The organism is Antrihabitans stalactiti, from assembly GCF_012932915.1.
Classification (GTDB): Bacteria; Actinomycetota; Actinomycetes; order Mycobacteriales; family Mycobacteriaceae; genus Antrihabitans; species Antrihabitans stalactiti.
The window spans coordinates 52,121-76,943 of record NZ_VCQU01000009.1 but is presented as its reverse complement, the minus strand read 5'-3'; the positions used below and the strand labels follow the sequence as shown (position 1 = coordinate 76,943).

Sequence of the window (24,823 nt, the reverse complement as noted above, 5' to 3'; positions counted from 1 at the left end):
TTGCACCGTAGCGCGGGTAGGTGACCACCGGTTGTGATTTCAGCCGCGATACGGCGGCGCCACGCCCCAGCCCCAATGTGGCACAGGCGCATGCTCGACGACGGCGGCCCCTGGGGCCGAATTCTGCAGCGCCAGACGCGTGCCCCATTCGACGTACGCCATGAAGGCGGACCGAAATTCGGGGTCGTCGGGCAGCGCGGCGTCGTCGGCGGCGAGGCTCATCGTCGCCGCGAATCGGTGGCGCTGCTCTGGGGTGATGCCGAGGCCGATGTGGTGGTGCAACATTCGCTCGTAGCCGCCGAGTTGCTCGGTGTAGCCCGCCGGACCGCCGAATACCTCGCACCACCACAGCGTCACGTGAGCGCGGTGTTCTTCGCTGACACCGCCCGGAAAGAAGGCCGACAACATCTCGTCCCGCTCTACGCGGTCGTAGAAGGCGTCGATCAGGCGGCGGAATGCTTCCGCCCCGCCCGCCCAGTCGTACAAAGTCGGTGTGTCCGAAGTCTCGCCCGCCATGGCGTCCAAGGTAGCGCGAAGACCCGCGAGCGGACCGAGCCACTGTTACTGGGAGACTTGCTTGCGTGACTGTCTCCACCGCCGAATCCGCACGCCTCTTCGAGCGGGCCAGCTTGGCGATCCCCGGCGGCGTCAACTCGCCGGTCCGAGCGTTCCAATCCGTCGGCGGGACCCCGCGGTTCATCGCGAGTGCGTCCGGCTACACGCTGACCGACGTCGACGGCAACAACTACGTGGACCTGATCTGCTCGTGGGGCCCGATGATCCTCGGTCACGCGCACCCCGCGGTGGTCGAAGCGGTCCAGCGCGCCGCGACGAGCGGCCTGAGTTTCGGAGCACCCACCGCTGCCGAGGTCGACCTTGCCGAGGCGATCATCGGTCGAGTCGAACCGGTCGAGCAGGTGCGGCTCGTCAACTCTGGTACCGAAGCGACGATGAGTGCGGTCCGGCTCGCGCGCGGTTTCACCGGGCGAAGCAAGATCATCAAGTTCGCCGGTTGCTACCACGGCCACGTCGACGCCTTGCTGGCCGACGCGGGGTCTGGCGTGGCAACGCTCGGCCTGCCGACCTCGCCGGGTGTGACAGGGGCGCAGGCCAACGACACCATCGTCCTGCCGTACAACGACCTCGATGCGGTCGCCGAAGCCTTCGCGCTGAACCAAGGCGAGATTGCCTGCGTCATCACCGAGGCCGCGGCGGGCAACATGGGCGCGATCGCACCTGGCCCGGGCTTCAACGACGGATTGCGCCGCCTCGCGAATGCGCACGGCGCGCTGCTGATCATCGACGAGGTGATGACGGGTTTCCGGGTCAGCAAGTCCGGCTGGTTCGGCATCGACGGCGTCGCCGGTGACCTCTATACCTTCGGCAAAGTGATGTCCGGCGGTCTGCCTGCGGCGGCCTTCGGCGGGCGAGCCGACGTGATGGCCCACCTGGCACCTGCCGGACCCGTCTACCAAGCCGGAACCTTGTCGGGCAACCCGGTGGCCGTCGCGGCAGGTTTAGCGACGCTCCGTGAGGCGAACGATTCCGTCTACACCGCGCTCGACGCCAACGCTGCCCGGCTCGGCGGTCTGCTCGGCGAGGCGTTGTCGGCCGCGGGCGTCGCGCACCAGGTGCAGTTTGCAGGCAACATGGTGAGCGTGTTCTTCACGGCCGAACCGGTGACCGACTATGCGAGTGCAAAAGCGAGCCAGACCTGGCGCTTTCCCGCGTTCTTCCACGCACTGCTCGAACGTGGCGTCTATCCGCCGCCCAGTGCGTACGAGGCGTGGTTCGTGTCCGCCGCCCTCGACGACGATGCCTTCGCCATCATCGCCGACGCCCTCCCCGCCGCCGCGCAGGCCGCTGCAACCGCAACCGAACCAGGAAGCACGACGTGACCGAAATCCCCAAGTCCGATTCCGCGCAAGCACCGAAGACGATCGTTCACGTGCTTCGCCATGGCGAGGTCCACAATCCGAACGGAATTCTCTACGGTCGGCTCCCCGGATTCGGGCTGTCGGTGACCGGTCGTGCCCAGGCCGCCTCGGTAGCCGCAGCACTTGCGAATCATGACATCACCCATGTCGTCGCCTCACCGCTGCAGCGTGCGCAGGAAACCGCCGGACCGATCGCCGCGAGCCACGATCTCGAGATCGCGACCGACGACAACCTGATCGAGGCAGGCAACCTCTTCGAGGGCCTGCGCGTCGCGGTCGGTGACGGCGCACTGAGCAAGCCTCGGCATTGGTGGAAGATGCGTGACCCGTTCACCCCTTCTTGGGGCGAGCCGTATCTGCAGATCGCGCACCGCATGCTGGCAGCGGTCCACAAGGCTCGAGTAGAGGCGGTCGGGCACGAGGCGGTCTGCGTCTCGCATCAGTTGCCGGTTTGGACCTTGCGACGCTTCCTGCAGGGTGATCGGCTGTGGCACGATCCGCGCCGGCGGCAGTGTGGCCTCGCCTCGTTGACCTCGCTGGTCTACGAAGGCGACACCCTCGTCGACATCGTCTACTCGGAGCCTGCGGGCAGTTCGGATCCGAGGGTGACCGGGGCATGAGTCCCGCTCGCCTTGTGAGTCTTTCCGGCGTCCGAGGACTCCGAAAAGGCTCACAAGCGTTGGTTGTTCTCGCTGTTCTCGTGCTCGCTGCATGTGGCACCGGAACCGATGCAGTGGAACAAGGCGGCACCTTCGACTTCGTCTCACCAGGCGGCAAGACAGCGATCTTTTACGACCCCCCGGCGGACCGTGGAACCATCGGAAAGATGTCCGGACCAGACCTGATGACCGACGGCAAGACGACGTCGTTGTCGGACTTCGCAGGCAAGGCGGTCGTGATCAATCTGTGGGGCCAGTGGTGCGGTCCGTGCCGTGGCGAAGCGGGCGATCTGGAGAAGGTCTACGAGAACACGAAGGACCTCGGCGTCGCATTCCTCGGGATCAACGTCAAGGACTATCAGCAAGACAAAGCGCGCGATTTCGTCACCGACAACAACGTCAGCTACCCGTCGATCTACGACCCTGCGATGCGGTCGCTGATCGCGCTCGGCGGCAACTTCCCGACCAGCGTCATTCCGACGACCATCGTCCTGGACCGCTCGCACCGGGTCGCGGCGGTCTTCCTGAAATCGCTGGTGGCGCAGGAGTTGCAGACCGTCGTCGAACGCGTGGCCAAGGAGCAGCAATGACTGTTCTCGCCGGCGTCGGCGACAGCTTCGCCACGACCGCCGCCTCCGGACCGCTACTGCTGGCGATGGGTGCGTGCGCACTCGCCGGACTCGTGTCGTTCGCGTCTCCGTGTGTCGTGCCGTTGGTGCCGGGTTACCTGTCCTACCTCGCGGGCGTGGTCGGTGCCGACGCTCCACCCGTCACCGCGACCGAAGCCGTCGCCACCAAGCAACGGACCGGTCGAGCGCGCGTTGTCGGTGCTGCCAGCCTGTTCGTCGCAGGGTTCACAGTCGTCTTCGTCCTCGGGACCGCGTCGGTGTTCGGCGTCGTGCAGCAGCTAGCGGTCAATCGTGAAGTGCTCCAACGGGTCGGCGGCGTCGTGACCATCGTGATGGGCCTGGTGTTCGTCGGCCTCATTCCGCTGTTGCAGCGCGACATTCGGTTCGAACCTCGTCGCGTTACCAGCTTGATCGGTGCGCCGCTGCTCGGTGCGGTTTTCGCTCTCGGCTGGACACCGTGCCTCGGACCGACGCTCGCCGGCGTGCTGTCCGTCGCCGCAGGCACGGAAGGGACCACAGCTGCACGTGGCGTGACGTTGATCGTCGCGTACTGCATCGGCCTGGGGCTTCCGTTCGTCGTGCTCGCGTTCGGTTCGGCCAGCGCGCTGCGTGGCGTCGGCTGGCTGCGACGCCATGCGCGGGCGATCCAAATTTTCGGGGGAGTGCTGCTGATTGCCGTTGGTATTGCGCTCGTGACCGGCGCGTGGGACCAGTTCGTCTCCTGGGTTCGCGACGCATTCGTTTCCGACACGAGCCTGCCGATATGACCGCCACTCAGACGCGCGAAGCCGCGCCGCCACCGCCTCGGCAGAGCGCAGTCGGGCGCGGTGTCGCGTTCGTCCGCAACACCTGGCGCGGACTGACCAGCATGCGGACCGCACTGGTCCTGCTCTTTCTGCTGGCTTTGGCGGCCATTCCAGGCGCATTGCTGCCGCAGCGCAGTCTCAACGCGGGCAAGGTCGATCAGTACATTGCCGACCGCCCCACGCTCGGTCCGCTGTTCGACCGGCTCCAACTGTTCGACGTGTTCGCCAGCTTCTGGTTCACGAGTATTTATGTGCTGCTGTTCATTTCACTTGTCGGCTGCATCGTTCCCCGTTGCATCGACCATGCGAAAGCGCTTCGCGCGCAGCCGGTTCCGACGCCGCGCAACCTTGCACGGTTGCCGCATCACGCCACGCTCACCGTCGACGAGGATCCCGACCAGGTGCAGGCGCAGCTGGTTGCTGGACTTCGCGGCTGGCGCATCCGCCAGGACGACGGGACGATCTCCGCGGAGAAGGGCTACACGCGCGAGGCCGGCAACCTGGTGTTCCACCTGTCGCTGGTCGGACTGCTGGTGGCGATCGCCATCGGCAAGTTGTTCGGGTACGAGGGCAACGTCATCGTCATTGCCGACGACGGACCTGGTATCTGCACGACATCGCCCGCGGTGTTCGATTCGTTCAAGGCAGGCAACATCGAGGACGGCACGGGCCTCACGCCTGTGTGCGTCCGTGTGAAGAGCTTCAAAGCCGACTATCTGCCGACCGGTCAGGCCGAGATGTTCACCGCCGAGATCGGGTATCAGGCCGACGGCGACCTCGCGTCGAACACGTGGCGTGATGCGACGCTGCAGGTCAACCACCCACTGCGCATCGCGGGAGATCGGGTGTACTTGCAAGGGCACGGCTACGCGCCGACCTTCACGGTCACTTTCCCGAACGGTGAGACGCGGACCGAGACGATCCAGTGGCGACCCGACGATGCACGGACCTTCCTGAGCAGCGGCGCGTTTCGCTTCGACCCGCCTGCCGGTCTGTATCCGAATCCGGAGGAACGCCGCAAGAATCAGATCGCGATCGAGGGATTGTTCGCACCGACCGCGATCAGAATGGGCGACCACGGCGCCCTGTTGTCGTCCGGATTTCCCGCGATGAACAGGCCTGAGGTCGCCGTCGACATCTATCGCGGTGATACCGGCCTCGACACTGGTTTGCCGCAATCGCTGTTCTCGCTCAACAAGGAAATCATCAACCAGGGCCGGCTCAACAAGGAGCAGCGCGTCAACCTGGCGCCCGGGCAAGACGTGACGCTGAACGACGGGAAGACGAAGGTCCGCTTCGACGGTGCCAAGGAGTACGTCAACCTGCAGGTGTCGCACGATCCTGCGCAGGGGTGGGTGCTGATCTTTGCGGTGTCGATGATGCTCGGGCTGCTGGTGTCGCTGCTGATCAAACGGCGCCGATTCTGGGCTCGGATATATCCGCGAACGGGTGTCGACGACAATGGTGAACGACGTACTGTAGTAGAGCTTGGCGGGCTGGCCCGAACAGATCATGCCGGCTGGGGCGACGAGTTCGATCGACTGTGCGCGCGGCTGCTACCCGCCGCGTCGCCGCGACCAACGGGAGAATGACGCAATGCCGATCAACGAGACCCTCGCCGGATACAGCGACCTCGCCTTCCGGTCGGCGTTCCTGGTCTATCTCTTGGGCTTCGGACTGCTGATCTCCCACTACGCATCGAAGCGGGTCAATGCGGTGGAAGCCAAGGAGCTGGTGGGGAGCGGTCCAGCTGTGGGACTGCCTGGCCGAATCGTCGAAGCGCCGCCGAAGCCGCTCTCGGAGCGGCTCGGCAACATGGGCGTGGCGGTGATCGTCGTCGGGATCGGTCTGCACCTGGCGTCGATCGTGCTGCGCGGCTTCGCGACGGAGCGGTTCCCGCTCGGCAACATGTACGAGTTCGTGACGATGGCCTGCGCCGCTGCGGTGGTGCTGGGGTTCGGTGTGCTGCGCGGTCAGCGGTTCCGGTCGTTGTGGGTGTTCCTGCTGCCGCCGGTGATGATTCTGATGTTCCTCGCTGCGACGGTGCTCTACGCGGACGCGGCGCCGGTCGTCCCCGCGTTGCGCTCGTACTGGTTGCCCATCCACGTCACGATCGTCAGCATCGGCAGCGGCGTGTTCATGGTCGCCGGCGTTGCGAGCGTCCTCTACCTGCTGCGCATGGCGCAGCCCGAAGGCGCTGAGGGTAAAGGCATTCTCGGCAACCTCGCGCGCCGCCTGCCCGATGCACAGACCCTCGACCGGCTCGCCTACAAGACGACGATCATCGGTTTCCCGCTGTTCGGCGCCGGTGTGATTCTCGGGGCCATCTGGGCGGAGTCCGCATGGGGACGCTTCTGGGGCTGGGACCCCAAGGAAACGATGGCGTTCATCGCCTGGGTCGTCTACGCGGCGTACCTGCACGCACGCGCAACCTCCGGCTGGCGCGACACCAAGGCTGCGTGGATCAACGTCGCCGGTTTCGTGGCCATGTTGTTCAACTTGTTCGTGATCAACATCGTCGTTTCCGGCCTGCATTCGTACGCCGGACTGACCTGAGTCAACGTGCCGTAGGGGTTACTGCGGCGGATCGACCGGCCCGGGTTCAGGCGTGTCACCGGATTTACGTGCCTGCCGGTTGAGCCGCCACAAAAATTCTGGATCGTCGTCCGGACCCGTTACACGCGGCTGACCCGATGCATGACTGACGGGCCCGAATGCTTTCCAGAACAGCACCGTAACCGTTACCAGTCCGACCAATGCCAATAGGTAGATCACGACGCTCACCTCCTCCATTAGAGGGTAGCTGTGTGTGGCCTACTCGGCACCCGACTGGTCGTGCAACCTCAGCGGCGGACTGCTTCTGTCGTCAGCGATGCGAGCAATTGCAGGACCTCGGACTCGCGGAAGCGTCGGTGGCCGCCCGGTGTGCGGAGCGAGCCGAGCCTGCCTGCGTGTGCCCAGCGCGTGACCGTCTTCGGATCTACGTGGAAGAGTGCAGCGACCTGCCCAGGGGTCAAGAGGGTCTCAGGTGCTCTGTTGATAGCGGGTGCGCTCATCGACGTTCTCCCGTGTTCTCGTTCGTCGTCTTGGATTGGCCCCATCGTGTCACCAGAACCCCTAGGTACTCGAACGATCTATGTTTGGTAAAGGGGAGGTAATTCGCAAAACGGATAAGTCCGGCGCTAATGGAGGGGCGGTTTGCACACCTCGGTACATTTATTCGCGTGAGCGACGCGACCTCGAATTCTTCCGAACAGGCCGGTCCCCGCGCGAGTCACCGACTCGCCCGTGACCTGGCGCTCTACACCGTTGCCCGGCTTGCGCTGGTCGCGGCCCTTGCTGCAGCCATTGTGTTCGGCGCCAAGCTGGCAGGTGTGGAAGTGCCGATCATGGTCGCGCTCATCTTCGCGCTTCTTATCGCGCTCCCGCTCTCGTTGGTGCTCTTCTCGAAGCTTCGGCGGCGCCTCAACGAGGACATCGCGATCGTCGACGAACGACGACGACGCGACAAAGCCGACTTGCGCGCGAAGCTTCGCGGGGACTCCTAGCAATGACCGTCGTCGACCGGAGCGGTCCGCGCGAGTGGGTGGACAACGCGGTTCGGTTGATCGACGCCGACTCCCAACGCAGTGCCGATACGCATCTGCTGCGCTACCCGCTGCCGGTCGGCTGGAACGTAGCGCTGTATCTGAAAGACGAATCGACGCACATCACCGGCAGCCTGAAGCATCGGCTGGCCCGCTCGCTGTTCCTCTACGCGATTTGCAACGGCTGGGTGCACGAAGGCACCACGATCGTCGAAGCATCGTCGGGTTCGACGGCTGTGAGCGAGGCGTATTTCGCCAAGTTGCTCGGTCTGGATTTCGTGGCGGTCATGCCGGCATCGACGAGTCCGCAGAAGATCGCCCTCATCGAAGCTCAAGGCGGCCGTTGCCATTTCGTGGACAGTTCCGGCGAAATCTATGCCGAGGCGGCGCGGTTGGCGGCCAACACGGACGGTCACTACATGGACCAGTTCACCCACGCCGAACGCGCGACCGACTGGCGCGGCAACAACAACATCGCCGAATCGATCTTCCACCAGCTGTCCAGTGAGCTGCACCCCATTCCGGACTGGATCGTGGTCGGCGCGGGTACAGGCGGAACGAGTGCGACGATCGGTCGCTACATCCGGTACCGACGCCACCACACGAGGCTTGCCGTCGTCGACCCGGAGAATTCTGCGTTCTTCGGCGGATACCAGACCGGCAACCGGGAGCACGAGACCGGAATGGCCTCGCGGATCGAAGGAATCGGCCGGCCACGCGTCGAGCCGTCGTTCATCGGTCAAGTCGTCGACCGGATGATCCAGGTCCCTGACGCCGCCTCGGTGGCGGCTGCGCGCCACGCCAGCGTCGTCCTCGGCCGCCGGGTCGGCGGTTCCACCGGCACGAACCTGTGGGGTGCCTTCGGGTTGATTGCCGACATGCTCGCGACAGGCCAAGGCGGCAGCGTCGTGACACTGCTCTGCGACGGCGGCGACCGCTATGCCGGAACGTATTTCGACGACGGCTGGGTGCGTGGTCAGGGCATGGACCTCGTCGGTCCGACGGCGATCTTGAACGAATTCGTCGAAAGCGGCACCTGGCTGGGCTGAGCCGATCACGGCGGCGCACTTGCCTCCCCGCCCACCGCATCAATGTCGCATTCACTCGGTTTGACCGACTGAATGCGCCATTCATGCCGGCTGTCAATGTGTGTTGACAGGTTCCGAGTGTCAACCTAAATTGACATCATGACCGAAGCAACCAATCTGGCTGCCGCCGCGGGCAGTTCCGACCCCACGGTCGGGCTGCGCGCGGTCCTTGCCTTGCGCAGGCTGCTCGAACGACTCGAAGCCATCCAGGTCACCAACGCCCGCGAACAGGGCTGGTCGTGGCAGGCGATTGCCGACTCGCTCGAGGTCAGCAGGCAGGCCGTGCACCAGAAATACAACCGGAGAGGCAGATTCCTCTGATGTTCGAAAGATTCAGCAAGGCAGCCAAAGTCGCGGTCGTCGTCGCGCAGGAAGAGGCGCGCGAACTGCGGTCACCGCACATCGGCGTCGAGCATCTCCTGCTCGGCGTTCTGGCCGAACCCGAACCGCCGCTGCGTAATCTGCTCACCGGCCTGGGCATCACTCTCGACGGTGCGCGCGAGCAGGTTTCGCGCAAACGCAGTACGGAACCGCTCGGCGATGCCGACGCCGAGGCACTGAAGTCCATCGGTATCGATCTCGACGCGGTGCGCGAGAGCCTGCAGGCGAGCTTCGGCAAGGACGCGCTCGACCGTGGCACTCCCGAACCGCGCCGCAGGTGGCGCGGTGGCCACATCCCGTTCACGCGCGAGGCGAAGAAGGTCCTCGAGTTTTCACTGCGGGAAGCATTGGTGCACAATGACAATCACATCGGGTCCGAGCACGTCCTGCTTGGAATCGTGCGCGCACCGAGTCCGGTTGCGGAGGCGATCATCACCGCGCACGTGCCGCTCGCGGAATTGCGTGAGAAAGTGCTGGTCCTGCTGGACCGCGCCGCCTGAAAATTGGGGCAAATATGCCACCATTGACGCATGGTCCTCGTCATTCGTTTGGCAATCACCGCGTTTGCGATCTGGCTGGCCGCACGTTGGGTCGACGGCATCGACATCATCTATCCCAAGGAAAAAGACGACTGGTGGCAGTTCGTCGTCCTTGCGGGCATCGCGATCGTGTTCACTGCGGTGAATGCGCTCGTCAAGCCGGTCGTGAAACTGTTCTCGCTACCGCTGCTCATCCTGACCCTCGGACTGTTCCTGCTGGTGATCAACGGCCTGATGTTGTTGCTCACCGCCAAGATCACCGAGACGACCGAGTACGGACTGCGGGTCGACGGATTCTGGACCGCGGTATGGGGTGCGCTCGTCATCTCGATCGTCAACTGGCTGCTTGGGGTATTGGTCCCCGACGGCAAGGACTAACACCCCACCCTCGTGAGTCTTTTAGGAGTCTATGTACTCCTAAAAGACTCACGAGCAGTTAGCTCAGACCGAGGGCCAAGGCGGTGGTCGCTGCCCAGACGAGCATTGCAAGACCTGAATCGCGCAGCGCGGGAATCAGATCCAAGCCACCCTTGCCGCCGCGGACCGGCGCGTTGGCGCGAACCGCCAGCGGGGCTGCAAGCAGACCGACGAGCGCCCATGGCGTGCTCGCCACAAGCGCCAGGCTCGCCAGAAACGGGATGACGAGGAGTGCGAGATGCAGTGTGCGCGTTCGGGCGTCACCGATTCGCACAGCGAGTGTGAGTTTGCCAGCCTCGGTGTCGGTGGGTATGTCGCGCAGGTTGTTCGCCACGAGGACGGCACAGGAGAAGCAGCCGACGGCGACGGCGCAGACGACACCGACCCAATCGATCCGCTCGGCCTGCACGAACTGTGTGCCGAGCACGGCGATCAGGCCGAAGAAGACGAACACTGCGACCTCGCCGAAGCCGAGATAGCCGTACGGCTTCTTTCCGCCGGTGTAGAACCACGCTCCGGCACCACAGATCGGGGCAAGCAGGGCGAGCCACCACGCTGTCGTCGCGGCCAACGTAAGTCCGGCGACTGCGGCGACGAGAATGGCGATGAGCGCGGCATTGCGGACCGCGGCCGGCGATGCCACTTTCGAGCCGACCAGGCGAAGCGGTCCAACGCGTACGTCGTCGGTTCCGCGGATGCCGTCGGAGTAGTCGTTGGCGTAGTTGACGCCGACGATTACCGCGAGCGAGACGACGAGAGCGAGCGCGGCTTTCCACCAGACCGCGCCGCCCAACGCCGCTGCGGCGCCGGTACCTGCGAAAACTGGGGCGATCGCGTTCGGAAGCGTGCGCGGGCGGGCGCCTTCGATCCACTGAGCAGCTGAGGCCATGAGTCGATCCTTGCAGCCATTGGTATTCAACTGGCTCCGGGGGATCGGCTCAAATACGATCGGACAACAGTGCATCCAGAAGAGAGCGTCACCCATTCGCCGACGGAGGGCTCGGCGAACGAGTCCGCAGGCGTTGTCGTGGCCTTGCTGGGCGGGATTTGCACACGCCGCGGCGGCCTTCTCGTGCCACTTCCGGGAGCGCGTGCGCGAAGTCTCATGGTCGCGTTGGCAAGCGTTCCCGGCCGCAGCCGGACCGCGCAGTCGCTGATCGACGAGGTCTGGGGCGAAGAGCCGCCGCGCTCGCCAATGAATGCCCTGCACACGCAAGTGTCGCGACTACGGGCTGCGTTGCCGGACGGTGCGGTCGAGGTCGGACCAGCCGGTTACCGATTCACCCTCGGCAAATCGCACGTCGACATCACCCTCGCCCGGCAACTCGAGCAGCGGGCACAGCAGCGCCATGCCGAGGGCGATCACCGCGGCGCGCTCGAAGCCGTCGCGACGGCGCGGTCGCTGTGGCGCGGCGAGCCTGGCGCCGACCTGCCCGACGGCAGCCTTGCTCGCGAGCTGAGTGCCGAGGCTGCTGCCAGGGAGACAGCGCTCGACGCGGTCGAACTGGCTGCACTCGTGTCGCTCGGCGATTACAAATCGGCGGAGCTTCGCGCTCGCGCCATCGCCGACCGGAATCCGCTGGACGAACCCGCACACCTCGACCTGATGAAGGTCCTCGTTGCGCTGGGCCGCGACAACGACGCGCTCGACGTATTCGCCGGACTGCGCGCCCGGCTCGTCGACGAACTCGGCGCGGATCCCAGTCGGGCGATCGTCGACTTCAACACCGCCATCCTGCGTGGGGATGCCGCGGCGCCGGTCCGGCAGGACACAACGCCCGCTATGCCCAATGCGATCGGTCTCCGGGTCGGGCCGAACGTTCTGCTGGGCCGCGCCGACGACGTGACCGCAATCGAAGAGCTGATGAAGACCTCCCGGGTGACGACGGTGGTCGGGCCTGGCGGCGCCGGCAAGACTCGGATTGCACACGAACTGGGTTCTCGCGCCGCACATCATGTTCCGGTGGTGTTGGTAGAGCTCGCGGCTTTGCGCAGCGGTGAGGACATCATCGCGTCGATCAGTGGAACGCTCGGTCTGAGCGAGGCCGATGCCACACCAGGTGGATTCCATCGCGCACGGCTGTACGAGCCTCGGCACCGACTGCGAGAGGTATTGTCCAGCAAAAGAATTCTGTTGATCCTCGACAACTGTGAGCACCTGATCGACGACGTGTCGGCGCTCGTTGCCGATCTCGTCGGCGCGGGGGAGTTGCTCACCGTGCTCGCCACCAGTCGATCGCCGATGATGATCGGTGCAGAGGCCACGTATCCGTTGCCGCCGTTGGAGATCGACGGGCACGGCTCGCCCGCGACCGAACTCTTCCGTGCGCGTGCCCGCGCTGTGCGGTCCAGCGCGCGACTGGATCCGGTCGAGGTCGCCAAGCTGTGCCACACTCTCGACGGACTCCCGCTGGCCATCGAACTTGCCGCCGCTCGCGTGCGGTCGATGACCGTCGAGGAGATCAACACCAGGCTCTCGGACCGATTTGCGCTGCTGCGCATCGGCGATCGGAACTCGCCGGAACGGCACCGGACGCTGCACGCCGTCATCGACTGGAGCTGGAATCTGCTCGACGATCAGCAACGAGCCGCGATGCGCCGGTTGTGCCGTCTGCCAGCAGGTTTCAACCGTGCGACCGCTGAAGCCGTCGCGCAGTGGGGCGCGGTCGACGACATCACCGACGCGCTCGATGGGTTGGTCAATCAGTCGATGCTCACCGTCGTCGAACATGAGGAACCGGTCGGGCTGCGGTACCACATGTTGGAGACCGTCCGTGAGTACGGCGAGGAGCAATTGGCCGCGGCCGGCGAGACCGACGAGCTTATGGCACGGATTTCGCAATGGGCGCAAGAGTTTTCGCAGCGACAGCTCGACGCCGTCCTGGATCATCGGCAGGTCGTCGCGGCGCTGAGCGTCGAAGCCGAGCACGACAACCTGTTGGCGGTGCTGCGCTTTGCGACCCAACAGCGCGATGCGGTCACCGTGTACTTCGTCTTCGCTGTACTCGGGTTCCACTGGGCGGCGCGAGGCGCGCATTCGGAAGTATTCAATTGGGCGCCAAGGATTCTCGACATAGATCCGCGTGGACCTGACGAACACCGCATACCGACCGACTTGCTGATCGCCTCGTACCTGCTTGCCGGGCTGCACCGAGCCTTCACCGGTGAGATCAGGCCGATAGCGCTGGTACGCAGCAGGATTCGCGCCCTGCTGCGCGTCAGGGACGACCTCACCCCGGCATTCGTGTTGCAGACCTCCCTCGTACTCGGTCCGCTGTCCGGTCAGGGAATCGCACGCAAGCTCGCATACGGAGCGCGCTCTGACGACGAGTGGACCCGCAGTGGCGCGTTGTCGCTGCGAGCGAACTACTACGAGAACGCCGGCGACACCTACGGCTCGATGCGCGACGCAAAAGCCGGTCTGTTGATTGCACGCAGGCGAGAAGACACCTGGGGTCGGTCCATGCTGTGTCAGCACCTCGGCTCGTTGCACGGCCAATCCGCGGAGTACGAGCAGTCGATCGAGTACTACCGCGAGGCCGCGCAGGCTCTTGCCGACTTGCACGCGTACGAGGAAGGCGCGCAGTCACGGTCGTTCATGGCGGCGTCGATGGTCGGCGCGGGTCGGGTTGCCGAAGCACGCCGGGAACTTGCGGACCTTGCTGGAGCGAACTACGACTCCGCAGCGCTGTGGACCGAGCTCGGTGAAGGCAACGGTCGGCAGGCGGCACTGCTCGCGAGTACCGGCGAAGCAGACCTCGCCGAGGGCGACATCGACGGCGGACTCGCGCGCTACCGGCAAGCCTTGACGGTCGTGAACTGGCCGATCACGCGCGCCACGCCCGGTCCGTACGAGGCGCTCGTCGCCAGTGCGGTTGTCGACGCCCACGTCGTGCACGGTCGCGCCGACGAGGTCGGTCCGTTGGTCGTCGAGCTCATCGATGTCGCGCTCGAGCGCTTGGGCGACTTCTTCGATCTGCCGCAGATCGGTTGCGTCGCAGCGGCTGTGGGGACGTTTTCGATCGCGACCGGTCGCGACCCCGAGCGAGGCATCGCGCTCCTGGCCCTCGCCGTTCGCAATCGTGGGCGTCAGGACTATCCGTCGATGAAACTCGCGATCCATCTTGATGCCGCACGGTCCGCGGTGGGTGCCGACCGCGTCGACAGTGAATTGGCCAGAACAGCAAAACTGCCGAAGCGCGTGGCTTCGGCAGAGATTTTCGAGCACCTACGAACTGTGCGCGAGTCTTACCCCCCTGGCGGTAAGACTCGCGCACAGAATCGTTAGGCCTTCTTCATGTACATCCGGACGGTCAGCGGGGCGAAGATCGCGACGATCACGGCTGCGCCGAGCAGTGACCAGCCGAACTCGGCACCGATGTGACCGTTGTTTGCGAGGTCACGGACCGCGTAGATGATGTGCGTGATCGGGTTGATCTTGACGAAGCCCTGCATCCAGCCGGGCATGGTGTCGACCGGGACGAATGCACTGGACATGAAGGTCAGCGGGAACAGGATCAACATCGAGTAACCCTGGACCGTCGAGGCCTTGCTGGCGAGGACACCCATGAGTGCCCAGATCCAGCTGGTAGCGAACGAGCAGACGATTACGAGCAGAGCGGCACCGACGACTCCGAAGAAGCCGCCGCCGGGACGGTAGCCCATGATCAGGCCCATCACGATCGTCAGGACCGTCGCGATGAGGTAGCGGACCATGTCGGCGGTCAAGGCGCCGGCGAGAGGTGAAATCCTCGCGATCGGAAGGGATTTGAACCGGTCGAACACACCTTTGTCCATGTCTTCACGCAGCTGGGTGCCGGTGACGATGGACGTGGTGATCACCGTCTGCACGAGGATGCCGGGGATGATGACCGGCAGGTACGCCTTGACGTCACCGGAGATCGCGCCACCGAAGATGTAGGTGAACATCAACGTGAAGATGATCGGCTGCAGGGTTACGTCGAAGAGTTGCTCGGGGTTGTGCTTGATCTTCAGGATGCCGCGGTAGGCCATGGTGAGCGAGTTCGCGACGGACTGACGGAAATTGACGGTGTGCGCCTCGGGGGTGACGAGAGGCGACTTGGTGAGAGTCGGGGAAGGGGGATTGATCAGCGTGGTTGTCATGCGACGCTCCGTTCTGTATCGGAGTCGGCATCGGCAGCTTCTTCTGCGGGATGGCCGGTGATGGTGAGGAAGACCTCGTCGAGGCTGGGCTTCTGGACGGTGATCTCGTCGACGACGATGCCGTTGTCGCGCAACCGAATCAGGATCTCGGGCGTGACGCTGGTGTCGATCATCGGGGCGGTGAGGCGGGCAGCCTCAGGAGTGACAGCGGCCTCGACGCCGAGCGCCTCGCTGACGATCCGGCGGGCGTCGTCGATCTGAGCCTTGTCTTGCAAGGTGAGGTGCAGCGACGAGTTGCCGACCGAGGCCTTGAGCTCGTCGGAGGTGCCGTCGGCGACCAACTTGCCGCGGTCAATTACGGCGATGCGGTCGGCGAGCTGGTCGGCCTCGTCGAGGTATTGCGTGGTGAGCAGGACGGTCGCGCCATCGCGGACGAGGCGACGAATCGTCTCCCACATCTGGGCGCGAGTTCGCGGGTCGAGGCCGGTCGTCGGCTCGTCGAGGAACAGTAGCGGCGGAGTCGCGATCAGGCTGGCTGCCAGATCGAGGCGCCGACGCATGCCGCCGGAGAAGTTCTTCAGCGGCTTGTTCGCGGCCTCGGTGAGGTCGAATTCCTTGAGGAGTTCAGCCGAGCGGCGCCGGGAATCGGCGCGGCTGAGGCCGAGCAGCCGGGAGAAGATGATCAGGTTCTCGGTCGCGGACATGTCTTCGTCGACCGAGGCGTACTGGCCGGTGACTCCGACCAGTGAGCGGACCGCGTTGGGCTCCTTGACGACGTCGTGTCCGAAGATGCGGGCGTGGCCGGCATCGGGCCGGAGGAGTGTCGCGAGCATGCGGATGGTGGTGGTTTTGCCTGCACCGTTCGGTCCGAGAACGCCGTAGACCATCCCTTGCGGGACCGTCAGGCTGACGCCGTCGACCGCACGCTGCTGGCCGAATAGTTTGACCAGGCCGTCGGCTTCTACCGCCGGGACTGTGCTGTGTGAGAAGTTCATGGGTAGACCATGACGGACCGTTCTTGCGTGGTCCTTGCACGGCGATTGCGCGGTCTTACTCGGGTGGTGCGTCCCGCCGAAAGGGATCGGCGACAGGCCAGCCTGCTTCGTTCAGGTTCTTGCGCACCCGCTCGACGTCGGCTTCGACGGGAACCTCGTCGGTGACCTTCGTGATGGTGACCCCGATGTCGGTGGAGTCGATGGGCAGCTCACCACGCGCGACCAACTCGGTCGCGATCTGCCGGACCTCGTCGTCGGAGAGCCGTCGCTTCAGTAGCGCCAGTAGCGGGATGTAATCCGAAGCCGGCACGCCGTGGGGATACCCCGCGCGCAGCCAGCCGATGATGTTGGCCAGGAATGGCGGCAGAGACATGTCACACCTGGCTAGAAGAGGTGGATGCCGAAATCGTGGGCGAGAAAGTCCTTCATGATGAAGAGAATTCCCGTCACGACGGCGACGACAACGAGCGCGAAGCACGCGAATGCGCCTGCGACGCCGACCTGCCGACGTGCAGTAGCGGTGCCGTCAGCGTTAGCACTGGCAAGCAAGCGAACACCGAACGCGAACAACGCCGGGAGACCAGCACCGATCACTACGCCGGCAACCAGGATCTGGCCGAGGTGCTGTGCAGTCGTCACGAATGTTGCCACGAGTCACCCTTTGCGGACTGTTCCGATGATTCCCAATCAGCATTCACGTTCGACGTGTCGACCGGATTTCGGCGAGACCGCATCACCATGAAAATCGTCGCCCCGATGAGTATCGCCAGGACGATCAAGACGCCTGCCAAGCCGCCGACAGCATGGGCGATGAGCCAGCAGATTGCCCCGGCAGCACCCGCCATCGGCAACGTGCACAGCCACGCCGCGACAAGCCTGCCCGCGACGGACCACCGCACCTCGGCGCCCGATCTGCCGATCCCCGAGCCCAGGACCGAGCCCGTCGCAGTTTGGGTTGTCGATAGCGGCAGTCCGAAATGGCTGGAAGTGAGGATGATCGTTGCCGACGCGGTGTCGGCTGCCAGTCCCTGCGGCGGTGCGATTTCGACCAGGCCTTTGCCGAGCGTCCGGATGATGCGCCAGCCGCCGAAGTAGGTGCCGAGTGCGATTGCGAGCGCGCACGTGAGCTTGACCCAGAACGGCATTGCGTCGTCGGACTCGATCGACCCATGGGCGACGAGCGCCAGGAAGATGATGCCCATCGTCTTCTGGGCGTCGTTGGTGCCATGTGCGAGTGAGATGAGCGACGCGGAACCGATCTGACCCCAACGAAAGTTGCGCGCCTTCTCTGCTTCGGGAACATTGCGTGTGATCCGGTAAACCCAGCGCGTTCCGATCGCCGCGACAAGGGCCGCGACCAAAGGTGCGAGCAATGCGGGAATCGCGATTTTGTTCAGAACGCCGGACCACTCGACACCGTGCACACCGAGCGCCACGATCGTCGATCCGATCAGGCCGCCGAACAGTGCGTGAGACGAGCTGGACGGGATGCCGAACAACCAGGTCGTCAGGTTCCAGAGAATGCCGCCAACCAGCCCGGCGAACACGATGACGAGCAGGTCGTGGCCACCCACGCCGGACAACTTGACGATGCCCTTGGCTACGGTCGCTGCGACCGCAACAGACAGGAAGGCGCCCAGCAGGTTCAAGGCCGCAGAAAGTAGAACGGCGACTCGTGGGCGCAGCGCTCCGGTAGCGATCGACGGCGCCATGGCGTTGGCGGTGTCGTGGAAACCGTTGGTGAAATCGAATGCGAGGGCAGTAACGACGACGATGAGTAGTACGGCCATGTCTGCACTCACGCGGTCAGTCTGCGGCAAACAGACCGTAAATTCCAATCCGCCATGCGTGACCAGTGGGTGGCGTCGAAGTGAACTGCTCGACGCCACCCGCGCGGGTCGTCAGGGGAGAAGAACGAGCCGCCCTCGAATCCCGCCGTCGGCGAGGCGCTTATGTGCGTTCTGCACCTCGTCGAGCGGGAACGTCTCGGCGACGCGAACCGTCAATTTGCCCTCGTCGACCAATCTCACAAGGTGCGCCGACTGATCCGCATCGCCACGCACCCGGACCAGGTTGACGTCGATTCCGCGCTGGGTCTCGGGTCCGGCTTGGCTCAGCAGCCAGGCGAACCGACCGCCGTCGCGGGTCGCCGCCACGGCGGCATCCCCGATCAACGCGGTATCCAGCACCGCGTCGAATCCCGTCGGCAACTCGTCGTTACGGTCGACGAACCCGGTCGCACCCAGGGCGCGAAGAGCGGGTTCATCGGAAGCCGACGCCTGTGCGGTCACCTGGATGCCTCGCGCCGCCGCCAGTTCGATCGCGTAGCTCCCGACTGCGCCTGCCGCACCCGTTATCAGCAATGTCTGTCCGGCGGACAGCTCGAGCAGGCCCAGGGCCTGCAGGGCTGTCAGGCCGTTGAGCGGAATGGTCGCGGCCTCGACCGCGCCGACCGTGGTCGGGGCGGCGGCGACGTGGTCGGTGTTCAGCACGACGTACTCGGCCTGGGTGCCGAGCGGCACGAGCATCCGATCCTCGATCCCGATCACAGCATCGCCGACTTCGAACTCCTCGACGTCGGTACCCACCGCGTCGACCGTTCCTGCCACATCCCAACCGAGTCCGCGCTTCGCGCCCGGCTCGTAGCGGTAGCCCTGGCGGGTGGCGGCGTCGATGGGATTGACGGTTGCGGCCTCGACCTTGATCCTGACCTGCTTCGGACCGGGGACCGGAGTTGGTACGTCGAGGATTTCGACTGCCTCGGGTCCGCCGGGTTGGGTGACGATTGCTGCACGCATTGTGGATGTCTCCTTCTTGCTCTTCGAACGGAACTCGTCCAAACTAAAAGGAAGCGGTATCCGTTGGGTAGTAGGTACCCAATGGTGCGTAACTCGCAAAGGGGTAACGATGGCAACGCGGACAGCGGCACAAATGCGCGAGCAGGCGAAGGTCGAATACGACGCCTATCTGGCTGCCTGTCCGTCGCGGCAACTGCTCGATCGGATCAGCGACAAATGGGTCGGGCTGGTGCTGTCCGCCCTCGCAGGCGGACCGCTCCGCTACGGCGAACTCGGCAGAATCATCGCCGGAGTCAGCCCCAAGATGTTGACGCAGACGCTGCGTGGCCTTGAACGGGATGGGCTGGTCGAGCGGCGCGTCACGCCGACCGTGCCGGTCCGCGTCGATTACGAACTGACCGAGCTCGGCCGCAGCCTGCTCCCCGTCATGCGGGCGATCAAGTCCTGGGCGGAGCAGCACATGGACCTGGTCAACGCCGCACGCGCCGAATACGACGCCGCGCCGGCAACGGCCTAGAACTCCGAGACCTAGAACAGTGCGCGTAGCGCCTGGCGGTCCACCTTGCCCGGACCGCGTAGGGGCAACGCGTCGACGACCCGCAACTCGCGTGGTGCCGCCGTCGAATCGAGTTGCTGCGCAACATGTTCGCGAAGCTGTTCCAGTGTTGGCGCGGCGTCTACAGCCACGACGACTGCGACGACGCGTTCGCCGAGCCGCTCATCGGGAACTCCGAGAACAGCGCATTCACCGACGCCAGGATGCGTGAGCAGTACCGTCTCGACGACCTGCGGAACGATGGTGAGGCCACCGCTCGAAATGGCTTCGTCGAGGCGGCCCAAGACGGTCAGCACGCCGTCGCGCACCGAGCCTGCGTCGTCGGTCCGGAACCAGCCTGCCTCGGCAAAGGCGGGATGATCGGGCATCCCGCGATAGCCGGAAGCGAGCATCGGGCCGCCCAACAACACCCGGCCGTCGTCGAGGCGGACCTTCGCCTCGTCGAGCGGCACGCCGTCGTACACGCAGCCGCCGCACGTTTCGCTCATCCCATAGGTGCGGACCAGCGTGATGCCGGCGGACTGCGCACGCTCACGCAGCGCGGCCGGGGTGGCGGCGCCGCCGACGAGCACGGCGTCGAGCGTTGCCAGCGCAGTCGTCGCGTCGGGGTGGTTGAGCACCTTGAGCAGCTGGGTCGGCACCAGCGAGGTATAGCGGCGGGGTCCGGACATGGCTTCGATGGCGGGGATCAAGGCCACCGGGTCGAAACCGTTGGTCACGTCGATCACGATCGGATCGGTGCCCGCGGCCACGCTCCGCAGCAACACCTGCAGCCCGGCGATGTGGTGCGGCGGCAGGGTGAGCAGCCACGAACCGGTGCCGCCGAGACGTGCGTGGGTAGCGGTGGCGCTCGTGTTCAGCGCGCTCGCAGAAAGCATGGCGCCCTTGGGAATTCCGGTCGTGCCGGACGTTGCGACGATGAGGGCGACGTCGTCGTCGATGGGTTCGCCGACCCCCAGCGTCGAGGTCAGGCGGGTAGCTTCGCGCTCGTCGAACGAGGGGACCGGGAGCCGTGCAGGACCGCGTCCAGCCAATATCTCGCCGAGGACCGGCAGCAGACGTCCAACGTCGACGCTTGCGGGTATCGGGAGGGTCTCGAGGGTGTTGGACACGGTTTCGATGGTGTCACGAGGGGTGAGACCCCGTGACAACCATCGTCACTCGATGATCCAGCCGCCTTCGCGGAGGCGACCCTGAACTCGATCGATGTCGGCTTCGAGCGGCAGTTCGTTGGTGATCTTCGTGATCAGAACGCCGATGCTCGCCTTGTCGATCGGAATATCGCCATGCTCGACGAGGGCCGCCGTGATCTGGGCGACCTCGTCGTCGGACAACCTGCGCGTCAACAGCGCAAGCAGCGGGACATAGTCCGACTCAGGCACACCATCGGGGTAGCCGGCACGCAGCCACCCGAGGATGCTGTTGAGAAATGGTGGTAGCGCCAATTCGGTGTTTACTCTGCCGGGTCGGCCAGCGGCCAACCACCGGCCGCGAGCCGGGACGCAACGCGCGCGACGTCGTCGTCGCCGGGCGTTTCCAGTGCCAGCTTCTCGATTGCAGCCTCGATCTCGGTGCGATCGATCTCCCCATCGCCCGATTCCGTGGCATCGGCGATGAGCCGGTCGGCGATCAGCCGGACCTCGGTTTCGGTCAGGCGACGGTGCAGTACGGCGAACAAGGCTATGTAGTCCTCGCGCGGAATTCCCTTGGGATATCCGGCACGCAGCCAGTTGAGGATTCGCTCGGAAACGGGCTTCGCTGTTGCGGTCATTTTTGCTTCGCTCCCAGGATGTACCAGCCGAACTGGTGGCCGATGAAGTCTTTTGCGATGAACAGAATTCCGATGACGACAGCTGCTGCAACGATGGCGAAGAGGGCGAGAGCCAACGCGTATGCGGCTTGGTTTCGCTGGGTGCCCGGAGTGCCGTTTGCGCTCACGGTAGCCGTCTCCACCGACATGAAACGGATTCCGAAAGCGAAGATCAGGGGCAGGCCCACACCGAGCAGGAAGGCATACATCCCGACCTTGCCCAGTGAGGAAAGAATGGCGTTGAAGGTATTCACGTTGGGTTCCGTTCTTGAAAAGACTTGGGCCTAGACCTGGGCAGGCTGGTTGGAGGACGGCGCCGCCTCGGGTGCGAGGCCCTTGTCCCAGTCTTCGTTGACATTCGAGGTGTCGACGGGGTTCTTACGCGACCGGAGGTACATGTAACCGGACAATGCAACCAGGATGCCGAACACGACGACGACGCCGCCGAGTCCGCTGATCACATCTGCGATGTACCAGCAGATGGCACCGACGAGGCCGGCGAGCGGGAGGGTGAGACACCAGGCAGCGGCCATGCGGCCCATGACGTTCCAGCGAACCTCTGCGCCTGGCTTACCAAGGCCGGTGCCGAGGATCGAGCCCGTGGCGGTCTGTGTCGTCGACAGCGGCAGGCCGAAGTGCGCCGACGTCAGAATGATTGCTGCCGAGGAAGATTCGGCGGCGAATCCCTGCGGCGAGTCGATTTCGACGAGGCCCTTGCCGAGTGTGCGAATGATTCGCCAGCCACCGAGGTAAGTGCCCAGGGCGATCGCCAGGGCGCACGCTGCCATGACCCACAACGGCATGGTGTCCTTCTCGCCGATCGATCCATAGGCGACCAATGCGAGGAAGATGATGCCCATCGTCTTCTGCGCGTCGTTGGTGCCGTGTGCGAGGGAAACCAGGGATGCCGAGCCGATCTGACCCCAGCGGAATCCTTCCTTCACCTTGCCCGGATCCGACTTCTGCGTGACGCGGTAGACGAGCCAGGTACCCAGTGCGGCCACCGCGGCAGCGACCACCGGGGCGAGGACCGCAGGAACCAGGATCTTGCCGACGACGCCGGCGTCCTTGCCCGCCGACCAGATGACGCCACTCGTTCCGAGGGCGGCGATGGTCGCGCCGATGAGTCCGCCGAACAATGCGTGCGACGAGCTGGAGGGGATGCCGAACAACCACGTCAACAGGTTCCAAAGGATGCCACCGACTAGACCGGCGAAGACGATGACCAGCAGGTCTTGGCCACCTACGCCCTTGAGGTTGACGATGCCCTTCGCAACCGTCGCGGCGACCTCCACCGAGAGGAAGGCGCCGACGAGGTTGAGGATGGCGGATAGGGCCACTGCCACCTTCGGTTGCAACGCACCGGTGGCGATGGAGGTCGCCATGGCGTTGGCCGTGTCGTGGAAGCCGTTCGTGAAGTCGAAGGCTAAGGCGGTGACGATAACGATCAGAAGAACTATCAGGTCTGCGCTCACGCGAATCAGTGTGAAGATCGTCGGCGGGGAAATCCAGCTGAACCCGAGCTGTTCATCTGCCGTCTACCCGGTCGTTCGCGAGTCCCTTCGAAGCGGGTGATTGTCGGGCACTTGGACTATGACGAGCTTCACTCCGTCGGGGTCCGAAACCCACATTTCGAGCAGTCCCCACGGCTCCTTGACGGCCTCCCGATCGATCGTCACGCCCTTTGCTGCAAGTTCGCTTGCGGCCTTGGCGATGTCTCGGACTTGAAGCCAAATGGCGCCGCTGAATGTCGATGGTGCGTCGGAACCGCCGTGGCCCGCGATCTCGATGAGACCTTGACCGGCGAAAAACACGGTGCCGCCGGGATATTCGCGAGCCACGGCGAGGCCGATCAGGTCTCGGTAGAAACTCAGCGTCCGCGAATAGTCGGCGGGGCGCAAGATGACGCGGCTGCTGAGTACCTGCATCGGTGAACCTCTCGATCGATCAGAAATACCAGGGGTACGGCGTCCAGTCGGGCTTGCGCTTCTCCAGGAAGCTGTCGCGACCCTCAACTGCTTCGTCGGTCATGTACGCGAGTCGCGTCGCTTCGCCGGCGAAAAGCTGCTGTCCGACCAGACCATCGTCGGTCAGGTTGAACGCATACTTCAGCATTCGTTGTGCCTGCGGTGATTTGCCGTTGATGTCCGCGGTCCATTCGAGGGCGACATCCTCTAGTTCGGCGTGGTCGACCACCTTGTTGACGGCGCCCATCTGGTGCATTTCCTCGGCGGTGTACGGGCGCCCCAGGAAGAAGATTTCGCGAGCGAATTTCTGGCCCACCATCTTTGCCAGATAGGCGCTGCCGTAGCCGCCGTCGAAGCTACCCACGTCTGCGTCGGTCTGCTTGAACCGGGCGTGCTCGCGGCTGGCGAGTGTGAGATCGCACACGACGTGCAAGCTGTGTCCGCCGCCTGCTGCCCAGCCGTTCACCAAGGCGATGACGACTTTCGGCATGAATCGGATGAGGCGCTGGACCTCGAGAATGTGGAGTCGCCCCGCGCGGGCTTTGTCGACGGTGTCGGCGGTCTCGCCTGCCGCGTACTGGTAGCCGCTGCGGCCTCGAATGCGCTGGTCACCGCCGGAGCAGAAGGCCCACCCACCGTCCTTGCGGCTCGGTCCGTTTCCGGTCAGCAGCACTGCGCCGACATCCGACGTCATCCGCGCGTCGTCGAGTGCCCGATAGAGCTCGTCGACGGTGTGCGGCCGAAACGCGTTGCGGATTTCGGGACGGTTGAACGCGATGCGAACTGTGCCTTGCTCGATGTGCCGGTGATAGGTGATATCGGTGAGATTCTCGAAACCAGGAACTGCTCGCCATAGCTGCGGATTGAAGGTCACAGCGTCACCATAGCTACGGTGCAGGTATGAGTGAACAACTGAGTGACGAGGCCGACGAGCATCGCGGTGGCTTTCCGGTGTGGACGGCATCGACGGCAGGTCCGGATTTCGGGCGCTTCGTCGAGGCGATGCGGACCTTGCAGGACCTCGCAGTTTCCGCCGATGCGCCGGACGATGTCTTCGCGTTGGCCGCGGACCAGGCCGAGAAACTCAACGAACTGCTCGCGCCGTACAAGGCTGCCGAAGGCAAGGCTCCCGCTGGGCGTGCGATCGAACTCCCGGGTCGCGGCAGCCTGCTGATGTTGCCGTGGCGGATCGAGAAGTTCGACGCCGAGGGTGTCCGCAGCCGAGGCGTTTTCCGGCGCTACCACTTGGGCGGTAACGGTGCTGCGCACGGCGGCGTGCTTCCGCTGTTGTTCGACGACTTGTTCGGCATGATCGTGCACGCAGCAGGAAGGCCGATCAGCCGGACCGCCTACCTCCACGTGAACTACCGAAAGGTCACGCCACTCGAGGTTCCGCTGGTAATCGAGGGCGCCGTCGACCACGTCGAAGGTCGCAAGACGTTCATCAAGGCACGGCTGACCGATGAATCGGGAACGTTGCTGGCCGACGGCGATGCGTTGATGGTGCAGTTGTTGCCCGGTCAGCCCTGA

31 protein-coding genes are annotated in these 24,823 nt (G+C 64.7%); 14 read left to right on the top strand and 17 right to left on the bottom strand.

Annotation, left to right across the window (positions count from 1 at the left end):
• Nucleotides 1-39: 39 nt before the first annotated feature.
• A complete protein-coding gene (locus tag FGL95_RS23325) occupies nucleotides 40-516 on the bottom strand; it encodes a group II truncated hemoglobin (RefSeq protein ID WP_169591410.1) in 477 nt (158 codons plus the stop codon).
• A 65-nt stretch (nucleotides 517-581) separates the two neighbouring features.
• Between FGL95_RS23325 and hemL the strand changes: the two genes are divergently transcribed.
• The 6 genes from hemL to ccsB are packed head-to-tail and all read left to right on the top strand — an operon-like array spanning nucleotide 582 to nucleotide 6,587.
• A complete protein-coding gene (gene hemL, locus FGL95_RS23320) occupies nucleotides 582-1,898 on the top strand; it encodes a glutamate-1-semialdehyde 2,1-aminomutase (RefSeq protein WP_169591407.1) in 1,317 nt (438 codons plus the stop codon).
• 5 nt (nucleotides 1,899-1,903) lie between these two features.
• Complete coding sequence (locus tag FGL95_RS23315; RefSeq protein ID WP_169591985.1) at nucleotides 1,904-2,557, top strand: histidine phosphatase family protein; 654 nt, start codon at nucleotides 1,904-1,906, stop codon at nucleotides 2,555-2,557.
• Nucleotides 2,554-3,186 carry a TlpA disulfide reductase family protein gene (locus FGL95_RS23310; protein WP_169591403.1) on the top strand — a complete coding sequence of 211 codons (633 nt, stop codon included), beginning with the start codon at nucleotides 2,554-2,556 and terminating at the stop codon, nucleotides 3,184-3,186. Before FGL95_RS23315 ends, FGL95_RS23310 begins: the two co-directional genes overlap by 4 nt.
• A complete protein-coding gene (locus FGL95_RS23305; protein WP_169591400.1) occupies nucleotides 3,183-3,992 on the top strand; it encodes a cytochrome c biogenesis CcdA family protein in 810 nt (269 codons plus the stop codon). The genes FGL95_RS23310 and FGL95_RS23305 overlap by 4 nt, the downstream gene beginning before the upstream one ends.
• On the top strand, nucleotides 3,989-5,623 hold the full coding sequence (gene resB / locus FGL95_RS23300; RefSeq protein ID WP_169591397.1) for a cytochrome c biogenesis protein ResB: 1,635 nt from the start codon (nucleotides 3,989-3,991) through the stop codon (nucleotides 5,621-5,623). Before FGL95_RS23305 ends, resB begins: the two co-directional genes overlap by 4 nt.
• Nucleotides 5,624-5,627: 4 nt before the next feature.
• Entirely contained in the window at nucleotides 5,628-6,587 is a 960-nt protein-coding gene (ccsB, locus tag FGL95_RS23295; protein WP_169591394.1) for a c-type cytochrome biogenesis protein CcsB, read from the top strand.
• Between the two features lie 18 nt (nucleotides 6,588-6,605).
• Here the strand turns inward: ccsB and FGL95_RS23290 are convergent, their stop codons facing one another.
• Entirely contained in the window at nucleotides 6,606-6,806 is a 201-nt protein-coding gene (locus FGL95_RS23290) for a hypothetical protein (RefSeq protein ID WP_169591982.1), read from the bottom strand.
• Between the two features lie 68 nt (nucleotides 6,807-6,874).
• On the bottom strand, nucleotides 6,875-7,087 hold the full coding sequence (locus FGL95_RS23285) for a BldC family transcriptional regulator (protein WP_169591391.1): 213 nt from the start codon (nucleotides 7,085-7,087) through the stop codon (nucleotides 6,875-6,877).
• Nucleotides 7,088-7,216: 129 nt separating this feature from the next.
• Here FGL95_RS23285 and FGL95_RS23280 point away from each other — a divergent pair, with 129 nt between their 5' ends.
• From FGL95_RS23280 to FGL95_RS23260, 5 genes are all read left to right on the top strand, one after another.
• On the top strand, nucleotides 7,217-7,579 hold the full coding sequence (locus FGL95_RS23280; protein ID WP_169591388.1) for a DUF4229 domain-containing protein: 363 nt from the start codon (nucleotides 7,217-7,219) through the stop codon (nucleotides 7,577-7,579).
• A 2-nt stretch (nucleotides 7,580-7,581) separates the two neighbouring features.
• Nucleotides 7,582-8,667, top strand: coding sequence for an L-cysteine desulfhydrase Cds1 (cds1, locus tag FGL95_RS23275; protein ID WP_169591385.1), 1,086 nt, complete (start codon nucleotides 7,582-7,584; stop codon nucleotides 8,665-8,667).
• Nucleotides 8,668-8,805: 138 nt separating this feature from the next.
• Complete coding sequence (locus tag FGL95_RS23270) at nucleotides 8,806-9,027, top strand: helix-turn-helix domain-containing protein (RefSeq protein ID WP_169591383.1); 222 nt, start codon at nucleotides 8,806-8,808, stop codon at nucleotides 9,025-9,027.
• Nucleotides 9,027-9,587 (top strand): Clp protease N-terminal domain-containing protein, encoded by a 561-nt coding sequence (locus tag FGL95_RS23265; protein ID WP_169591380.1) that lies wholly within the window; start codon nucleotides 9,027-9,029, stop codon nucleotides 9,585-9,587. The genes FGL95_RS23270 and FGL95_RS23265 overlap by 1 nt, the downstream gene beginning before the upstream one ends.
• Before the next feature lie 30 nt (nucleotides 9,588-9,617).
• Nucleotides 9,618-10,004: a phage holin family protein gene (locus FGL95_RS23260; protein WP_169591377.1), complete on the top strand. Its 387-nt coding sequence runs from the start codon at nucleotides 9,618-9,620 to the stop codon at nucleotides 10,002-10,004.
• Between the two features lie 58 nt (nucleotides 10,005-10,062).
• Here the strand turns inward: FGL95_RS23260 and FGL95_RS23255 are convergent, their stop codons facing one another.
• Nucleotides 10,063-10,932, bottom strand: a complete 870-nt coding sequence (locus FGL95_RS23255) for a 1,4-dihydroxy-2-naphthoate polyprenyltransferase (RefSeq protein ID WP_169591374.1) — start codon at nucleotides 10,930-10,932, stop codon at nucleotides 10,063-10,065.
• A 69-nt stretch (nucleotides 10,933-11,001) separates the two neighbouring features.
• On the opposite strand from FGL95_RS23255, the gene FGL95_RS23250 reads away from it, so the two are divergent.
• Entirely contained in the window at nucleotides 11,002-14,331 is a 3,330-nt protein-coding gene (locus FGL95_RS23250; RefSeq protein ID WP_338079986.1) for an AfsR/SARP family transcriptional regulator, read from the top strand.
• On the opposite strand, the gene FGL95_RS23245 is transcribed toward FGL95_RS23250, so the two are convergent.
• From FGL95_RS23245 to FGL95_RS23220, 6 genes are all read right to left on the bottom strand, one after another.
• Nucleotides 14,328-15,167, bottom strand: a complete 840-nt coding sequence (locus FGL95_RS23245; protein ID WP_169591371.1) for an ABC transporter permease — start codon at nucleotides 15,165-15,167, stop codon at nucleotides 14,328-14,330. The two genes, FGL95_RS23250 and FGL95_RS23245, sit on opposite strands and share 4 nt — an antisense overlap.
• A complete protein-coding gene (locus FGL95_RS23240) occupies nucleotides 15,164-16,162 on the bottom strand; it encodes an ATP-binding cassette domain-containing protein (protein ID WP_169591368.1) in 999 nt (332 codons plus the stop codon). Before FGL95_RS23240 ends, FGL95_RS23245 begins: the two co-directional genes overlap by 4 nt.
• A gap of 55 nt (nucleotides 16,163-16,217) precedes the next feature.
• Nucleotides 16,218-16,535, bottom strand: coding sequence for a DUF3349 domain-containing protein (locus FGL95_RS23235; protein WP_169591365.1), 318 nt, complete (start codon nucleotides 16,533-16,535; stop codon nucleotides 16,218-16,220).
• Between the two features lie 11 nt (nucleotides 16,536-16,546).
• Nucleotides 16,547-16,813: a hypothetical protein gene (locus FGL95_RS23230; RefSeq protein ID WP_169591362.1), complete on the bottom strand. Its 267-nt coding sequence runs from the start codon at nucleotides 16,811-16,813 to the stop codon at nucleotides 16,547-16,549.
• Nucleotides 16,798-17,952 (bottom strand): inorganic phosphate transporter, encoded by a 1,155-nt coding sequence (locus tag FGL95_RS23225; RefSeq protein ID WP_206072262.1) that lies wholly within the window; start codon nucleotides 17,950-17,952, stop codon nucleotides 16,798-16,800. Before FGL95_RS23225 ends, FGL95_RS23230 begins: the two co-directional genes overlap by 16 nt.
• A gap of 111 nt (nucleotides 17,953-18,063) precedes the next feature.
• Nucleotides 18,064-18,960, bottom strand: coding sequence for an NADP-dependent oxidoreductase (locus tag FGL95_RS23220; RefSeq protein ID WP_169591354.1), 897 nt, complete (start codon nucleotides 18,958-18,960; stop codon nucleotides 18,064-18,066).
• Nucleotides 18,961-19,069: 109 nt separating this feature from the next.
• On the opposite strand from FGL95_RS23220, the gene FGL95_RS23215 reads away from it, so the two are divergent.
• Nucleotides 19,070-19,477, top strand: a complete 408-nt coding sequence (locus FGL95_RS23215) for a winged helix-turn-helix transcriptional regulator (protein ID WP_169591352.1) — start codon at nucleotides 19,070-19,072, stop codon at nucleotides 19,475-19,477.
• An 11-nt stretch (nucleotides 19,478-19,488) separates the two neighbouring features.
• Here FGL95_RS23215 and menE read toward each other — a convergent pair whose 3' ends face one another.
• From menE to FGL95_RS23180, 7 genes are all read right to left on the bottom strand, one after another.
• Nucleotides 19,489-20,628, bottom strand: coding sequence for an o-succinylbenzoate--CoA ligase (menE, locus tag FGL95_RS23210; RefSeq protein ID WP_169591349.1), 1,140 nt, complete (start codon nucleotides 20,626-20,628; stop codon nucleotides 19,489-19,491).
• Between the two features lie 45 nt (nucleotides 20,629-20,673).
• Nucleotides 20,674-20,961: a DUF3349 domain-containing protein gene (locus FGL95_RS23205; protein WP_169591346.1), complete on the bottom strand. Its 288-nt coding sequence runs from the start codon at nucleotides 20,959-20,961 to the stop codon at nucleotides 20,674-20,676.
• Nucleotides 20,962-20,969: 8 nt separating this feature from the next.
• Nucleotides 20,970-21,287: a DUF3349 domain-containing protein gene (locus FGL95_RS23200; RefSeq protein WP_169591344.1), complete on the bottom strand. Its 318-nt coding sequence runs from the start codon at nucleotides 21,285-21,287 to the stop codon at nucleotides 20,970-20,972.
• Nucleotides 21,284-21,580: a hypothetical protein gene (locus FGL95_RS23195; RefSeq protein WP_338079985.1), complete on the bottom strand. Its 297-nt coding sequence runs from the start codon at nucleotides 21,578-21,580 to the stop codon at nucleotides 21,284-21,286. Before FGL95_RS23195 ends, FGL95_RS23200 begins: the two co-directional genes overlap by 4 nt.
• A 30-nt stretch (nucleotides 21,581-21,610) precedes the next feature.
• Complete coding sequence (locus FGL95_RS23190) at nucleotides 21,611-22,801, bottom strand: inorganic phosphate transporter (protein ID WP_169591341.1); 1,191 nt, start codon at nucleotides 22,799-22,801, stop codon at nucleotides 21,611-21,613.
• A 63-nt stretch (nucleotides 22,802-22,864) separates the two neighbouring features.
• Nucleotides 22,865-23,254 (bottom strand): VOC family protein, encoded by a 390-nt coding sequence (locus FGL95_RS23185; protein WP_169591337.1) that lies wholly within the window; start codon nucleotides 23,252-23,254, stop codon nucleotides 22,865-22,867.
• 19 nt (nucleotides 23,255-23,273) lie between these two features.
• Nucleotides 23,274-24,167 carry a 1,4-dihydroxy-2-naphthoyl-CoA synthase gene (locus FGL95_RS23180; protein WP_169591334.1) on the bottom strand — a complete coding sequence of 298 codons (894 nt, stop codon included), beginning with the start codon at nucleotides 24,165-24,167 and terminating at the stop codon, nucleotides 23,274-23,276.
• Between the two features lie 26 nt (nucleotides 24,168-24,193).
• Here FGL95_RS23180 and FGL95_RS23175 point away from each other — a divergent pair, with 26 nt between their 5' ends.
• Nucleotides 24,194-24,823, top strand: coding sequence for a PaaI family thioesterase (locus FGL95_RS23175; RefSeq protein ID WP_169591331.1), 630 nt, complete (start codon nucleotides 24,194-24,196; stop codon nucleotides 24,821-24,823).